11 protein-coding genes, 1 tRNA gene and 1 riboswitch are annotated in these 13,820 nt (G+C 73.6%); of the genes, 8 read left to right on the forward strand and 4 right to left on the reverse strand.

The genetic code is table 11. The features are described 5' to 3' along the window. Positions 1 to 43 precede the first annotated feature (43 nt). Positions 44 to 115 (reverse strand) — tRNA-Cys (locus tag ACFWJ4_RS19750). Between the two features lie 85 nt (positions 116 to 200). Continuing rightward, positions 201 to 266, forward strand: a riboswitch (guanidine-III (ykkC-III) riboswitch). A gap of 44 nt (positions 267 to 310) precedes the next feature. Between ACFWJ4_RS19750 and ACFWJ4_RS19755 the strand changes: the two genes are divergently transcribed. Together ACFWJ4_RS19755 and ACFWJ4_RS19760 are read left to right on the forward strand one after the other, a co-directional pair. Next, complete coding sequence (locus ACFWJ4_RS19755; protein ID WP_380545568.1) at positions 311 to 625, forward strand: DMT family transporter; 315 nt, start codon at positions 311 to 313, stop codon at positions 623 to 625. 124 nt (positions 626 to 749) lie between these two features. Beyond that, positions 750 to 2,189: an MFS transporter gene (locus tag ACFWJ4_RS19760; RefSeq protein WP_380545570.1), complete on the forward strand. Its 1,440-nt coding sequence runs from the start codon at positions 750 to 752 to the stop codon at positions 2,187 to 2,189. A 3-nt stretch (positions 2,190 to 2,192) separates the two neighbouring features. Here the strand turns inward: ACFWJ4_RS19760 and ACFWJ4_RS19765 are convergent, their stop codons facing one another. Next, entirely contained in the window at positions 2,193 to 3,503 is a 1,311-nt protein-coding gene (locus tag ACFWJ4_RS19765) for a hypothetical protein (RefSeq protein WP_380545572.1), read from the reverse strand. A gap of 404 nt (positions 3,504 to 3,907) precedes the next feature. On the opposite strand from ACFWJ4_RS19765, the gene ACFWJ4_RS19770 reads away from it, so the two are divergent. From ACFWJ4_RS19770 to ACFWJ4_RS19780, 3 genes are read left to right on the forward strand one after another with little or no spacing between them, the layout of a single operon-like run. Continuing rightward, positions 3,908 to 4,549: a class F sortase gene (locus ACFWJ4_RS19770; protein ID WP_380351913.1), complete on the forward strand. Its 642-nt coding sequence runs from the start codon at positions 3,908 to 3,910 to the stop codon at positions 4,547 to 4,549. Continuing rightward, complete coding sequence (locus ACFWJ4_RS19775; RefSeq protein ID WP_380545574.1) at positions 4,546 to 5,871, forward strand: alpha/beta hydrolase; 1,326 nt, start codon at positions 4,546 to 4,548, stop codon at positions 5,869 to 5,871. Before ACFWJ4_RS19770 ends, ACFWJ4_RS19775 begins: the two co-directional genes overlap by 4 nt. Next, on the forward strand, positions 5,838 to 8,441 hold the full coding sequence (locus tag ACFWJ4_RS19780) for a rhomboid family intramembrane serine protease (RefSeq protein ID WP_380545576.1): 2,604 nt from the start codon (positions 5,838 to 5,840) through the stop codon (positions 8,439 to 8,441). The genes ACFWJ4_RS19775 and ACFWJ4_RS19780 overlap by 34 nt, the downstream gene beginning before the upstream one ends. Before the next feature lie 114 nt (positions 8,442 to 8,555). Here the strand turns inward: ACFWJ4_RS19780 and ACFWJ4_RS19785 are convergent, their stop codons facing one another. Beyond that, positions 8,556 to 8,981 (reverse strand): SsgA family sporulation/cell division regulator, encoded by a 426-nt coding sequence (locus ACFWJ4_RS19785; RefSeq protein ID WP_380545578.1) that lies wholly within the window; start codon positions 8,979 to 8,981, stop codon positions 8,556 to 8,558. Positions 8,982 to 9,293: 312 nt separating this feature from the next. Here ACFWJ4_RS19785 and ACFWJ4_RS19790 point away from each other — a divergent pair, with 312 nt between their 5' ends. From ACFWJ4_RS19790 to ACFWJ4_RS19800, 3 genes are all read left to right on the forward strand, one after another. Then, entirely contained in the window at positions 9,294 to 11,126 is a 1,833-nt protein-coding gene (locus ACFWJ4_RS19790) for a DEAD/DEAH box helicase (protein ID WP_380545623.1), read from the forward strand. A gap of 352 nt (positions 11,127 to 11,478) precedes the next feature. After that, complete coding sequence (locus ACFWJ4_RS19795; protein ID WP_049654777.1) at positions 11,479 to 12,129, forward strand: IclR family transcriptional regulator; 651 nt, start codon at positions 11,479 to 11,481, stop codon at positions 12,127 to 12,129. Between the two features lie 38 nt (positions 12,130 to 12,167). After that, positions 12,168 to 12,974, forward strand: coding sequence for a S16 family serine protease (locus ACFWJ4_RS19800; RefSeq protein ID WP_380545580.1), 807 nt, complete (start codon positions 12,168 to 12,170; stop codon positions 12,972 to 12,974). A gap of 44 nt (positions 12,975 to 13,018) precedes the next feature. On the opposite strand, the gene ACFWJ4_RS19805 is transcribed toward ACFWJ4_RS19800, so the two are convergent. Next, positions 13,019 to 13,789, reverse strand: coding sequence for a helix-turn-helix domain-containing protein (locus tag ACFWJ4_RS19805; protein WP_380545582.1), 771 nt, complete (start codon positions 13,787 to 13,789; stop codon positions 13,019 to 13,021). Between the last annotated feature and the right edge of the window lie 31 nt (positions 13,790 to 13,820).

A 13,820-nucleotide genomic window follows, 5' to 3' on the forward strand; every position in this document is an offset into this window, starting at 1 on the left:
CCGGTCGACTTTCGGAGTCGACCGGCAATTTCCTTTTCCGGTGAGGCCATGGCGGGAATCGAACCCGCGTGCACCGCTTTGCAGACGGTTCCCTAGGCCACTCGGGCACACGGCCAGTGAATTCATAGTGGCCGATCCGGGGGAGAGGGGTCAATGCCCTTTTGTAAATTCTGTATGGCAAGGTGTGCTACCGTCGGGGACAGGTGGCGGTATTTCCGCCACCCCGGACGAGCGCGTCGTACCCGGTGACGACAAGACGGCGCAGTTCAGCGGCAATCCGGCCGCTGTGGACTGCGGAGGTAGCACCGTCATGGCCTGGCTCGTTCTGATCGTCTCGGGTGTCCTGGAGACCATTTGGGCGGTCGCCCTGGAATCGTCCAAGGGCTTCACCCGCCTCGTTCCCAGCCTCGTCTTCGGCATCGCACTGCTGTTCAGCATGGGCGGCCTGGCGTACGCGATGCGCACCATTCCGATCGGCACCGGCTACGCCGTCTGGGTGGGCATCGGAGCGGTCGGCACCGCGGTCTACGGCATGGCCGTCCTGGGGGATCCGGTGACCATGGCCCGGATCGCCTGCCTGCTGCTGATCGTCTCCGGCGTGGTGGGCCTCAAGGTGCTGCACTGACCTCCGCCGCGGTCCCGGCCGGGGCCCGTCCTGGGTCCCGGGGCCCGTCCTAGGCCCTGCGGCCGAGGAGATCACCGACCGGGGTCAGGGGTCATCGGGGCAGACGGCTCTTACGATGTTACGTATGACCACTGCCTCCCCCACCTCGGTCGACCCCGTACCGATACCCCTCGACGACGACCCCGGCGGTGGGGTCCTCGGCGGCCGCTACCGTGCGCTGACGCTGGGGATCGTCTCGGTGGTCCTGGTGATCGCCTTCGAGGCGACGGCCGTCAACACCGCGATGCCGACCGCGGCCCGCGAGCTGAACGGGCTCGGGCTGTACGCGTTCGCCTTCTCCGGCTACTTCACCACCACCCTGTTCGCCCTGGTCGTCTCCGGCCAGTGGTGCGACCGGAGCGGCCCGCTGCGGCCGCTGTTCAGCGGCATCGCGGTGTTCGGCGTGGGGCTGGTGGTGGCCGGGACGGCACCCGGGATGTGGGTGTTCGTGGCCGGGCGGGCCATCCAGGGCCTCGGCGGCGGGCTGGTGATCGTCGCCCTGTACGTGGTGGTCGGCCGGGCCTACCCGGAGCGGCTGCGGCCCGCGGTGTTCGCGGCCTTCTCCTCGGCCTGGGTGCTGCCCTCGATCATCGGTCCGCTGGTCTCCGGGGCCGTCACCCAGCACCTGGGGTGGCGCTGGGTGTTCCTGGCCGTGCCGGTGCTGATCCTGCTGCCGCTGGCCGTGATGGGCCCGGCACTGGCCCGCACCGAGCGGGAGCACCCGGTGGCCAGGGGCGCGGCCTTCGACCGCCGTCGCACCCTGCTGGCCGCGATGGCGGCGGTCGGCGCCGGCCTGCTGCAGTACGCGGGCCAGCGGCGCGACCTGATCGGGCTGGTCCCCGGGATCGCCGGGGCGGCGCTGCTGGTGCCGGCGGTCCTCGGCCTGCTGCCGGCGCGGACCCTGCGGGCCGGCCGGGGACTGCCGGCCGTGATCCTGCTGCGCGGGCTGGCCGCGGGGGCGTTCTTCGCGGCCGAGGCCTTCATCCCGCTGATGATGACCACCCAGCGTGGGCTCTCGCCGACGCTGGCCGGCCTGACCCTGACCAGCGGCGGTCTCACCTGGGCGCTCGGCTCCTGGCTCCAGGGCCGGCCCGGGGCGGAGCGCTACCGCACGGTGATGATCCGGGGCGGCTTCGTGCTGACCGCGGTGGCGATCTCGGGCGCCGCGCTGGTGCTGTTCCCGGCGGTGCCGGCCTGGGCCGCGTCGGTGGCCTGGGGCGTCGGCGGCGTCGGGATGGGGATGGCCATCGCGAGCGTCAGCGTGCTGATGATGAAGCTCTCCACGCCGGAGGACGCCGGGGCCAACTCGGCCGCGCTCCAGATGAGCGACGCGCTGGGCAATGTGCTGCTGACCGGTCTGGCCGGGGTGATGTTCGCGGCGCTGGGCGGCGGCTCGCTCGCCGCCGCCCACGGGGGCGGTGGGGAGGCCGGCTCGCCCGGCGCCTTCGCGGTGATCCTGCTGTCGATGGCCGGGGTGGCGCTGCTCGGCGCGGTGCTCTCCGGCCGGGTGCGGACGAAGGCCTGACGGTCAGCCGGCGGTGGCGCCGGCGGGGGCCGTGGCGGGGGCCCCGGCCCCCGCCGGGGCGCCGAGGAAGGCCTCCCAGCCGCCGGCCGGGGACTGCCCCGGGGCGAGGGTCTGGAGCTTGCGCAGCACCGCCGGGTCCTGGGCGTCCAGCCAGTCGACCAGCTGCCGGAAGGAGACCAGCCGGACCTCCGGCTTGTCCGCGATGGTCCTGAGGACGTCCTCGACGGCGTTCATGTAGATGCCGCCGTTCCACTCCTCGAAGTGGTTGCCGATGACGTACGGCGCCCGGTTGCCGTTGTAGGTGCGGTCGAACCCCATCAGGTAGGCGTCGCGGGCCTGGGTCTGGAAGCCGGGGTGGAGCGCCGGGTCGGCCTTGGTGTTGGGGCCGCACTGGTTGTACATGATGTTGTAGTCCATCGAGAGCACCTGGAAGGTGTGCCCGGGGAACGGGATGGACTGCAGCGGGAGGTCCCACAGCGCGCCGCCCTGGATCTTCTGCGGCCACACCTGGGTGCCGTTGCCGCTGCTGTCGTAGCGCCAGCCGCGCCTGACCGCGGTGGGCAGCAGGTTGCGCTGGCCCTCCAGGCAGGGGGTGCGGCTGCCGATCAGTTCCTTGCGGTAGTCGAAGGGCAGCGCGGGCAGGTCGGTGAAGCCGGTGTTGGTGCGCCAGTTCGTCACGAAGTCCATCGCCTGCTGGATCTCGCTGTCCCACTCCTCCGGGGACCACGCGCCGACGCCCGTGGAGCCGCAGAAGTGGCCGTTGAAGTGGGTCCCGATCTCGTGGCCCTCCAGCCAGGCCGCGTGCACGTTCTCCAGGGTGTCGCGGATGTGCTGGTCGCTCAGGTAGCCGATGTCGGAGGCGCCGACCTTGTGCTGCGGCGGGCGGTAGAGGTCCTTCTTGGACTCGGGCAGCAGGTAGAGGCCGCTGAGGAAGAAGGTCATCTTCGCGTCGTGATCCCGGGCCAGCCGGCGGAAGCGGGCGAACAGGCCGTTGTCGAGCTCGCCGGCGCCGTCCCAGGAGAAGACCACGAACTGCGGCGGGCGCTGGCCGGGCTGCAGCCGGTCGGGGACGGGCTGGTGCGGCTGGGCGCCGGTGTCCGAGGTGGAGCCGTCACCGATCAGGACCGGCTGCGGCCGGGGGAGCGGGGCCGGGGCCGGAGTGGCGCCCTGCTCGTCGGCCGCTCCGGTGGCCGGCGCGGTGCTGCCGGTCGCCCGCTCCTCGCCGGTGGCGTGGTTGCTGCCGCACCCGGCCGCCAGGGTGGCGGCGGTGGCGGCGCCGGCCGTCAGCAGGGTGCGGCGTGAGAGGGCTTCCATGGTCACTCCGTTCGTGGGGCGGGCGGGCGGCGTGCGGGAGTGCGGAGTCCGGTCGGACAAGTGGGTGATACAACCCGTAACCGGGTCAGCATGGCACGAGGGCGGGGCCGGTCGAAGAGGCGCAGCGCGAGCTCGTGAGTGATCGCTCGAACGACGCAACCGATCGGGTCCGTTGAACCGTCGGTAGCTCGTGTCGGGCGTGCACCCGCGGCGATCGTGCGCGGGGGGCGGTCGTCGCGCTCCGCGACCGGGCGCCCACGCGGCGCAGAAAAGAGGCCGTCCGCCCTGCCGATCGGCGGGTGCCAGTACGACCGTCGTATGGACGTGCCTTACAGTCCGTTCCGGTTGAATTGTTCCCAGGAAACTCCCAGGAAGCGGGGTTCCGTCGGCAGAGGGGAGCGCCCATGGGCGTCCAGCAGAGCAGGGGCCCGTGGCCGGGCACCCTGGCGGCCGGCGCCGCGCTGGTCCTCGGTGCCTGGCTGCTGCACGACGGAGGCTCGTCGCTGCCGCCCGCGCCGGGGGCCGGTCAGGCCCAGGCCGGGATCGCGCCGGTCTCGATCGTGCCGCCGCTCGGCCCGTCCGCGCCGACCCGGATCCGCATCCCGGCGGTGCGGCTGGACGCCCCGGTCACCGCGCTCGGGCTGGACGGCGCCGGCCGTCTCCAGACCCCGCCCGAGGCGGACCGCAACCTGGCGGGCTGGTACCGCGGCGGGGCCAGCCCCGGCCAGCGCGGCACCGCGATCCTGGCAGGACACGTCGACAACAAGGCCGGCCCCGCGGTCTTCTATCATCTGGGCGCGCTCCGTCGGGGGGACCGGATCGAGATCGCCCGGGCGGACGGCGCCACCGCCGTCTACCAGCTCTACGCCATCGAAGTGCACGACCGAAAGGACTTCCCGGACGACCGGGTCTATCGTCAGGCCGCTGACGCACAGCTGCGGGTCATCACCTGCGGCGGTTCGTACAGTGAGGAACACGGCTACGACGGCAACGTCGTCGCCTACGGTTTCCTGGCCGACACCACCCCGCCGGGCAAAGCCGCATGACCACGCTGACCCTTGCCTCCCGCTGGAACCCGATCGACTGGCCGCTCACCGAGGGCCTGATCCCGCACGCCGTGCTGGCGGCAGGCTGGGCTGCGCTGTTCGCGCTAGCCATCGGCCGCGGCCGCAGCTGGTGGCGGGTCCGCCTACCCGCCGCACTGTTCACCGCGGCCGCGCTCAGCTGGCTGCTGGACGTGGTGGTCGACGGCTGGTGGCACCCCTTCCCCGAGGGCACTCCCCGGTACGTCACCTGGTGGATAGCCGTCGCCCTGCTCGGGCTCTGCCTGGTCGGCTACCGGCTGCGCCGGCTCACCTGGCGGCGCCGGGGGCTCGCGCTGGGCCTGAGCGGCCTGGTGCTGCTGATGTCCTCCTCCGAGGTCAACATCGGCTTCGGCCAGTTCCCGAGCGGGCGCGTGATGCTGGCGCCCTGGCTGACCAGGACCGACGGGCTGGTCGCCACCAAGGCGGGCCAGACCATGAGCGCCCCGCCCGGCAAGTCGCTGGAGGAGGTCTGGAAGCCCCCGGCGGACCTGCCCGAGAAGGGCACCGTCTCGGTGGTGCCGATCCCCGGCACCAAGTCGGGCTTCAAGGCCCGCGACGCGTACGTCTACCTCCCGCCCGCCTACCAGGCCACCCCGCGGCCGCTGCTGCCGGTGGTCGTGATGATCACCGGCCAGCCCGGCGTTCCGGGGGACTGGGTGCTCTCCGCGCAGATCAACGAGGCGCTGGACGCCTTCGCCGCGGACCACGGCGGCCTCGCGCCGATCGTGGTGATGCCCGATCAGCTCGGCTCCACCTGGGCCAACACGCTCTGCCTCGACTCCAAGATCGCCAAGACCCAGACGTACCTGGCCGTGGACGTGCCGGACTGGGTCCACCAGAACCTCCAGGCCGCGACCGGCCGCACCGCGTGGGCGATCGGGGGCGCCTCGATGGGCGGCACCTGCGCGCTCCAGCTCGGCGTCAACGCGTCCGACGTGTACGGCACCGTCCTCGACATGTCCGGGCAGGAGGAACCGACCCTGGGCAGCCGGGAACAGACCGTCAAGGCCGCCTTCGGCGGTGACGAGAAGAAGTTCGACGCGGTCGATCCGCTCCAGGTGATGGCCCGCAGGAAATTCCCGGACACCAACGTCGCGTTGGTCGTCGGCGAGACCGACGAGGAGTTCAGACCGCAGATGGAGAAGGTCTACCGGGCCGCGCAGGCGGCCGGAATGAAGTCCAAGTTCGACCTGATGCCGGGCGGCCACGGCTGGGTCGTCTTCCGCCCCGGCATCGTCCAGCAGCTCCCGTGGCTCGCCCAGCAGACCGGGCTGACGCGGTGACCGGGGCGGGGACCGCGCTGGCCACCGTCGGCGAGCAGCGCAAGCCGGGGCCGGACGCGGAGCGCACGGCCGAGCGCGGCACCGACCGGGCCCCGGTCACCCGCACCGCGGAGCCGCGCCCGCAGCGGGTCCGGCGGGCGGCCAGGGCGCTCGGCTCCCGGCTGCGCTCGGCGCCGCTGACGCTGACCCTGCTGGCCGGGCTCTGGCTGCTCGGCGCGGCCACCGGGAGCCTGGGCCACGGCCCGTCCGAGCGGCTGCTGGACCGGGCCGGGATCGGCCTGCCCACGCTGGCCGAGGGCCACTGGTGGACGCCGGTCACCTCGATGTTCTGGTGCTCCGGCAGCGGCTCGTACGTGTTCACCAGCCTGCTGCTGCTCCTGGTCGGTCCGGCCGCCGAGCACCGGCTCGGGCGGCCGCGCACCCTCGCGGTGCTGGTCGGCGGGCAGGTCGTCGGCACCCTGCTGGGCACCGGGCTGGTCGCCTTCGGCTCCTCGGCGGGGGAGCAGTGGACCGCCTCGGTGGCCGACCAGATCTCGGTCGGCCCCGGCGTCGGCGTGTTCGCGCTGGCGGGGGTGCTCGGGTACCGGCTCACCGTGCTCTGGCGCCGCCGGCTGCACCTGCTGGTGCTGCTCGTCCCGCTGGTGATGACGCTGTACGTGGGCCACCTGCAGAGCGTCCAGCGGTGCGCCGCGGCGCTGGCCGGGCTCGGCCTGGGCGCGCTGGTCAGCCGGGGCCGCCCGCACCTGCGCACGCACCGCTCCTCGCACTCCGAGACCCGGGTGCTGGTCGCGCTCTGCCTGGTCGCCGCCGCCTTCGGGCCGCTGCTCGCCTCGCTGTACGACAACGCCAGCGGACCGTTCAACACCTTCTCCGAGCTGTACTTCTCGCACCGGCTCAGCCCGGACGAGGTCGCCGACTTCTGCGCGCTGTCGGCGCACGACTGCGCCCGCGCGCACGCCGTCGTCCGGATCTTCGACACCCCGGGCCGGATGATGGCCGCGCTCTTCCCGGCGCTGCTGCTGGTGCTCGCCGAGGGGCTGCGCCGGGGGCTGCGGCTGGCCTGGCTGGTCACCGTGGCCACCGAGCTGCTCTGGGCGGCGCTGCTGTGCTGGCTGTACCTGGACGCCGGGCCGGTGAGCCGGGACGTGGTGCAGTACTTCGTCGAGGCGCTGCTGCTGCCGCTGCTGACCACCGCCCTGCTGGTGGCCACCCGCAAGCGCTTCCCGCTGCGGCTGTCCGGCAGCTCGGTGCGCCGGCTGGCCCTGGTGCTCGGCGGCGCGGCGCTCGCCTCCGCGGCCACCTACGTGGGGGTCGGGCGGCTGGCGGCCGGGGAGTTCGAGCCGGGGGCGACCGCCCGCCGGCTGGTGGCCGGGCTGCCGGCCCAGTTCCTGCCGCCCGCGTACAACGACCTGCTGCCGGACTACCCGATCGCGGTCGGGCCGGTGGCGCGCTTCCTGGAGACGTACTGCGGGCTGGCGTTCTGGGCGGTCGCGCTGGCCGTGCTGCTCTCCGTCTTCCGCCGTCCGGTGCTGCACACCGACGCGGCGGCGGCCGGCCGGGCGCGGGCGCTGCTGACCGAGCACGGCGGCGGGACGCTCTCGTTCATCGCCACCTGGGACGGCAACCACTACTGGTTCGACGAGCAGGGCCGGGCGGCCGTCGCCTACCGGGTGGTGGGCACCGTCGCGCTGACCACCGGCGACCCGTTCGGCGCGCCGGAGGACCGCGCCGGGGCGGTGGCCGGCTTCGCCCGGTACTGCGACGCGCGCGGCTGGACGCCGTGCTTCTACAGCGTCTGCGGCGAGACCAGGGACGCCGCCGCGCAGCTCGGCTGGCGCTCGCTGCAGGTCGCCGAGGACACCGTGGTGCCGCTGCCCGAGCTGGCCTTCACCGGCCGCAAGTGGCAGGACATCCGCACCGCCCTCAACAAGGCCGGCAAGCAGGGCATCTCCGCGGAGTGGTGGGCGTACCACGAGGCGCCGCTCGCCCTGCGGGAGCAGATCCGGGCGATCTCCGAGGAGTGGGTCTCCGAGAAGGGCCTGCCGGAGATGGGCTTCACGCTCGGCGGGCTGGCGGAGCTGGACGACCCGGACGTGCGGGTGCTGATCGCGGTGGACGAGCAGCGGGTGCTGCACGGGCTGACCAGCTGGATGCCGGTGTACGAGGACGGCGTGCCGGTCGGCTGGACGCTGGACTTCATGCGCCGGCGCTCGGACGGCTTCCGCGGCGTCAGCGAGTTCCTGATCGCCTCGGCCGCGCTCGGCTTCAAGGAGGAGGGCGCGCGCTTCCTGTCGCTGTCGGGCGCGCCGCTGGCCCGCACCGGGCAGGACGAGGAGCCCACCGGGCTGCAGCGGATGCTGGACTGGATGGGCAAGGTGCTGGAGCCGGTGTACGGCTTCCGCTCGCTGCTGGCCTTCAAGGCGAAGTTCCAGCCGGAGTACCGGCCGATGTACATGGCGTACCCCGACCCGGCCGCGCTGCCCGGCATCACCCGGGCGATCGGCAAGGCGTACCTGCCGCACCTGACGGCGGCCCAGGGCGTCCGGCTGATGCGCAAGCTCTCGAGCTGATCCGCCCCGGGGCGGGCGGGCGACCGCACGGGCTTCCCGGGCCCCGGACCCGGGTTGCCGCCGACGGACGCGGGTGGCCGGAAGCGCGGGGGCGCTTCCGGACGCCGCCGCCCGTCAGCCGAGCAGCTGGGCGAGCGCGCGGTCGGCGTCCAGGTGCAGGTGCTCCTCGCCCTCGGGGACGAGCAGCCGGCTGCGCCACAGGAAGCGGCGCAGGTCGGTCGTGTCGAACTGGAGCAGCGCGGTGCCCTCGGGGGCCCGCAGCTCGACCATGGTGCGCCGGCCGACCGCGGGCCGGACGTGGACGTCGCCGACGCCGGCCGGCAGCTCGATGCCGGCCGAGAGCAGCTGGCGCGCGAAGATCCAGACGATGTCCTCGGAGCCCCGGCGTTCGGCGGGCTCGTCCAGCGAGAACTCGGCGGGGAAGGCCATCCGGACGGCCAGCGGGTCCTCCGGCAGGTAGGAGAGCACCACCCGCAGCCGGACCGAGCGGTGGGGGGAGAGGATCAGACGGGCCTGGACGGGCTCTTCGACGGTGCGCACGGGTGGGTCCCTTCGGTTCGGTGCGAGGCCGCGGTGCGGCAGGTGGGGTCGGTGCGGCCTCACCCTGGTGAGAGTCCCGGGACGGGTGGCGATTACCGGGTTTCACGAGATATCGGATGTGATCCGGGTCACATCGATTTCCGGCCGCGCGGGCCGGGCGCGGCGCCTCGCCCGGAGGCCCGAACGGCGCCGGACCCGGTACGCTGGGCGGGTTGCCCGATCGCCGCCCGACCGCGGGGCGAGGCCGCTAAACCGCCTCTGACCTGCGATGATCCCCCCTCGGAGACCGTGAGTACTGCCGCCGCCTCCTCGATGCCGCTGTTCTCCGACGCACCGGAGTCGCAGGCGCCCGCCCGATCCGCCGGCCATGGCGCGCCCGCCGGTTCGCACCACCTCTCCCCGGCCTTCCCCGGCCGCGCCCCGTGGGGCACCGCGGGCAGGCTGCGGGCCTGGCAGCAGGGCGCGCTGGACAAGTACATCGAGACGCAGCCGCGCGACTTCCTCGCGGTCGCCACCCCGGGCGCAGGCAAGACCACCTTCGCGCTCACCCTGGCCTCGTACCTGCTGCACAACCACCTGGTGCAGCAGGTGACCGTCGTCGCGCCGACCGAGCACCTGAAGAAGCAGTGGGCCGAGGCCGCCGCGCGGATAGGCATCAAGCTGGACCCGGCGTACTCCTCCGGGCCGCTGTCCCGGGAGTACCACGGCATCGTGGTCACCTACGCGGGCGTCGGGGTCAACCCGATGCTGCACCGCAACCGGACCGAGGCCCGCAAGACCCTCGTGATCATGGACGAGATCCACCACGCCGGTGACTCCAAGTCCTGGGGCGAGGCCTGCTTCGAGGCCTTCGAGCCGGCCACCCGCCGACTGGCGCTGACCGGTACGCCGTTCCGCTCCGACACCAACCCGATCCCGTTCGTGGCGTACGAGGCGGGCGGCGACGGCATCCGCAAGTCCGTCGCCGACTACACCTACGGCTACGGGCACGCGCTGGCCGACCACGTCGTCCGCCCGGTCATCTTCCTCAGCTACAGCGGCAACATGCGCTGGCGCACCAAGTCCGGCGACGAGCTGGAGGCCCGACTCGGCGAGCCGATGACCAAGGACCTGATCGCCCAGGCCTGGCGCACCGCGCTGTCCCCGCAGGGCGAGTGGATCCCGGCCGTGCTCCAGGCCGCCGACCGGCGCCTCACCGAGGTCCGCAAGGCGATCCCGGACGCCGGCGGGCTGGTCATCGCCACCGACCAGAACGTGGCCCGGGCCTACGCCAAGATGCTGCGCGAGATCAGCGGGGAGAAGGTCACCCTGGTGCTCTCGGACGAGGCCGAGGCGTCCAAGCGGATCTCCGACTTCGCGGAGGGGACCTCGCGCTGGATGGTCGCCGTCCGCATGGTGTCCGAGGGCGTCGACGTGCCCCGGCTCAGCGTCGGGGTGTACGCGACCTCGATCTCCACCCCGCTGTTCTTCGCCCAGGCCGTCGGCCGCTTCGTGCGCGCCCGCAAGCGCGGCGAGACCGCCTCCGTGTTCCTGCCGACCATCCCGCTGCTGCTGGGCTTCGCCAACGAGATGGAGCTCCAGCGCGACCACGTGCTGGACCGGCCGAAGAAGGAGGGCGAGGGCCTCTTCGACGAGGAGGACCGGCTGCTCGCCGAGGCCGAACGGGCCAACGACGGGCCGGACGGCGCCGGCGGCGAGGAGTTCTCCTACGAGGCGCTGGGCTCCGACGCGGTCTTCGACCGGGTGCTGTACAACGCCATGGAGTTCGGCATGCAGGCCCACCCGGGGAGCGAGGAGGAGGAGGACTACCTCGGCATCCCGGGCCTGCTGGAGCCGGACCAGGTGCAGATGCTGCTCCAGAAGCGCCAGCACCGGCAGATCCAGCGCAGCAAGACCAAGCCCGCCGAGGAGGCCGACCTGCTGGAGCTGCCGGCCGAGCAGCGGCCGGTGGTCACCCACCAGGAACTGCGGGAGCTGCGCAAGGAGCTGAACGCACTGGTCGCCGCCTGGCACCACCGCACCAGCCAGCCGCACGGCACCATCCACAACGAGCTGCGCCGCCAGTGCGGCGGGCCGCTCACCGCGCAGGCCACCGTCAACCAGCTCAACGCGCGGATCGCGAAGATCCGGGAGTGGGCCAAGTAGCGGAGCCGCGAGCGCGCCCGGCCGGCGGACCGGGGGCGCGTCCGGTCATCGGACCGGGGGCGCTCCCGCACCCCGACGCACCCGGCGAATCGCGGGGGTTTGTCCGGAATTTGAGCCAGTGTTGAAGTTGATCACGCCCGAATTTTGGACAACCACTTCCGTCGCGTCATTTCCTTCACTACCTTTCCCCCACGCTCTTCCGCCGGGCAACCCCCGCGGGACGGCGTCGCGGGGCCGTGCGCGTCAAGGACGACGCCGTGCGGCCCGAGCGCGGCCACCCCCACCTGCGCGCGACACCGACCTTGGAACGGCGCCGCCCGCCCTGCGAGCGCCGCGGAAAGGATTGCCCGTCGTGACTGCCGAGACCTCCCAGACCCTGGACCGCGGCGTCCGGGTCCTCAAGCTCCTCGCCGACTCCGAGCGAGGGCTCACCGTGACCGAGCTGGCCGCCCGGCTGGCCGTCAACCGGACGGTGGTCTACCGGCTGCTGGCCACCCTGGAACAGCACGGCCTGGTCCGCCGGGACATCGGCGGGCGCGCCCGGGTGGGCCTCGGCGTGCTGCGCCTCGCGCACCGGGTGCACCCGCTGCTGCGCGAGGCCGCGCTGCCGGCCCTGCGCAGCCTCGCCGAGGACCTCGGCGCCACCGCCCACCTGACCCTGGTGGACGGCAACGAGGCGCTGGCCGTCGCCGTGGTCGAGCCCAGCTGGACCGACTTCCACGTCGCCTACCGGACGGGCCTGCGCCACCCGCTCACCGAGAGCGCGGCCGGCCGGGCGATCCTGGAGGCGCGCACCTTCCCCAGCCAGCGCAGGCCCGAGCAGGGCTTCGTCATCACCCGTGCGGAGGAGCAGTCCGGGGCGAGCGGGGCGGCCGCCGCACTGGTCGGGCTGAGCGGCATCGAGGGCAGCGTCGGCGTGGTGATGCTGAACGGCATGGTGCCCGAACGGGTCGGCCCCCGGGTGGTCGAGGCGGCGACCGAGGTGGCCGACGCCCTGAGGTAGCGCCCGCACACGGTGTCGGGTGTGTTTGGATTCCCCTTGTGTCCGACACCAAGCTCCCCAAGGCCCTCACCACCCCGCGGACCCGCGCGCTCGCGCTGTGCGGGGTGCTGGTCGCCGCGCTGTTCGGCGTGGCCGCCTTCGTTCCGCTGCCGTACACCCTCACCTGGCCGGGCCTGACCGCGGACACGCTGGGCTCGTTCCAGGGCAAGCCGGTGCTCACCATCACCGGGGCGCCGCTGCGCACCACCGAGGGCGAGCTGCGGATGGTCACCATCACGGCGACCAACGCGGGGCAGAAGAACACCTTCTGGCGCTCGCTGCAGGCGTGGTTCGACCCCGAGGAGGCGGTGCGCCCGACCGAGACGGTCTACCCGGAGAGCAACCCGGTGAAGGCCGACGAGGCGACGGCCCAGCAGATGGCCGAGTCGCAGGACGCCGCCACCGCGGCCGCGCTGGGCTACCTCCACCTGTCGCCGGACCAGGTGAAGGTCAAGGTCGACCTGGGCGAGGTCGGCGGGCCGAGCGCCGGCCAGATGCTGGCGCTGGGCATCGTCGACAAGCTGGCCGGCGACGGCAAGGGCGGCGACCTCACCGGCGGGCTCACCGTCGCCGGCACCGGCACCATCGACAAGGACGGCACCGTCGGCCCGGTCGGCGGCGTCCCCCTGAAGACGCAGGCGGCCGCCCGGGACGGCGCGACGGTGTTCCTGCTGCCCAAGGACGAGTGCGCGGACGCCAAGGTGAACACCCCGGCGTCGCTGCGCCTGGTGCCGGTCGGCACCCTCGCCGAGTCGGTCTCCGCCCTCCAGGCGCTGAGGAGCGGCGGCAGCGTCCCCTCCTGCTGACCGGGCGCCGCCCCTCCCGCACGGGGCCGGCCCGGTCGGCGGGGTCAGACCCCGAAGGCCATCTCGGCGAAGTCCTCGCCCACCCGGGTGCTCAGCCGGGCGGCGATCCCGGCCAGCCGGTGGGCCTGGGCCATCGGCAGGGAGACCGAGATCGCGCCGATGCCGGTGCCCGCGACGACCGGCACCGCCGCACCCGCCGTGCCGAGCGCGTACTCCTGGAACTGGGTGATCGGGACGGCCCGCCGCGGGCCCTGGCGCGGCAGCAGCGGCAGGCAGGCCGGGTCCCGCAGGGTGAACGGGGTGAACGGCACCATCGGGTAGCGGGCCAGGTGGGCCCGGCGCTCCTCGGCCGTCATCAGGGCCAGCAGGGTCTTGCCGGCCGCGTGGGCGTGCGCGCCGGCCCGGAAGTCGTGCCGGTCGACCAGCGGCGCGCCGGGGGCCTCGGCGGCCTCGACCAGTTCCACCTCGCCGTGCCGGTACCAGGTGAAGTAGACGGCGGCGGACAGTTCGTCGGCGAGCACGCCCAGCAGCGTCCGGAGCCGGGCCCGGCCGGTCGCCGGGCCGTCGTCCCGGATCAGCCCGGCGACCGCGGGGCCGGTCCGGTAGAGCCCGCTGCGGCGTTCCAGGTAGTGGTCGTGCACCAGGGTGCGCAGCAGGTGGTAGGCGGTGCCCAGGGCGAGATCGGTGTCCCGGGCGAGCTGCTTGGCGGTGGCGCCCTTGGGGTAGCGGGCGGCCGCCTCCAGCAGGCGCAGGGCGCGCTGGGCGGAGGCGATGAGGGTGGGGGCGGTACCGACGGCCGCGACCGCGTTCGTCATGCCGGGGCCGACCCGGCGCGGGGCGCGGCTG

This window comes from Kitasatospora sp. NPDC127067 (assembly GCF_042724755.1).
GTDB classification, from domain to species: Bacteria; Actinomycetota; Actinomycetes; order Streptomycetales; family Streptomycetaceae; genus Kitasatospora; species Kitasatospora lactacystinica.

What these genes read in the sequence shown, in the direction of transcription:
- ACFWJ4_RS19775 (WP_380545574.1), top strand. Translation starts at nt 4,546, where the DNA reads ATGACCACGCTGACCCTTGCCTCCCGCTGGAACCCGATCGACTGGCCG.
- ACFWJ4_RS19790 (WP_380545623.1), top strand. Translation starts at nt 9,294, where the DNA reads ATGCCGCTGTTCTCCGACGCACCGGAGTCGCAGGCGCCCGCCCGATCC.
- ACFWJ4_RS19765 (WP_380545572.1), bottom strand. Translation starts at nt 3,503, where the DNA reads ATGGAAGCCCTCTCACGCCGCACCCTGCTGACGGCCGGCGCCGCCACC.
- ACFWJ4_RS19760 (WP_380545570.1), top strand. Translation starts at nt 750, where the DNA reads ATGACCACTGCCTCCCCCACCTCGGTCGACCCCGTACCGATACCCCTC.
- ACFWJ4_RS19770 (WP_380351913.1), top strand. Translation starts at nt 3,908, where the DNA reads ATGGGCGTCCAGCAGAGCAGGGGCCCGTGGCCGGGCACCCTGGCGGCC.
- ACFWJ4_RS19805 (WP_380545582.1), bottom strand. Translation starts at nt 13,789, where the DNA reads ATGACGAACGCGGTCGCGGCCGTCGGTACCGCCCCCACCCTCATCGCC.
- ACFWJ4_RS19755 (WP_380545568.1), top strand. Translation starts at nt 311, where the DNA reads ATGGCCTGGCTCGTTCTGATCGTCTCGGGTGTCCTGGAGACCATTTGG.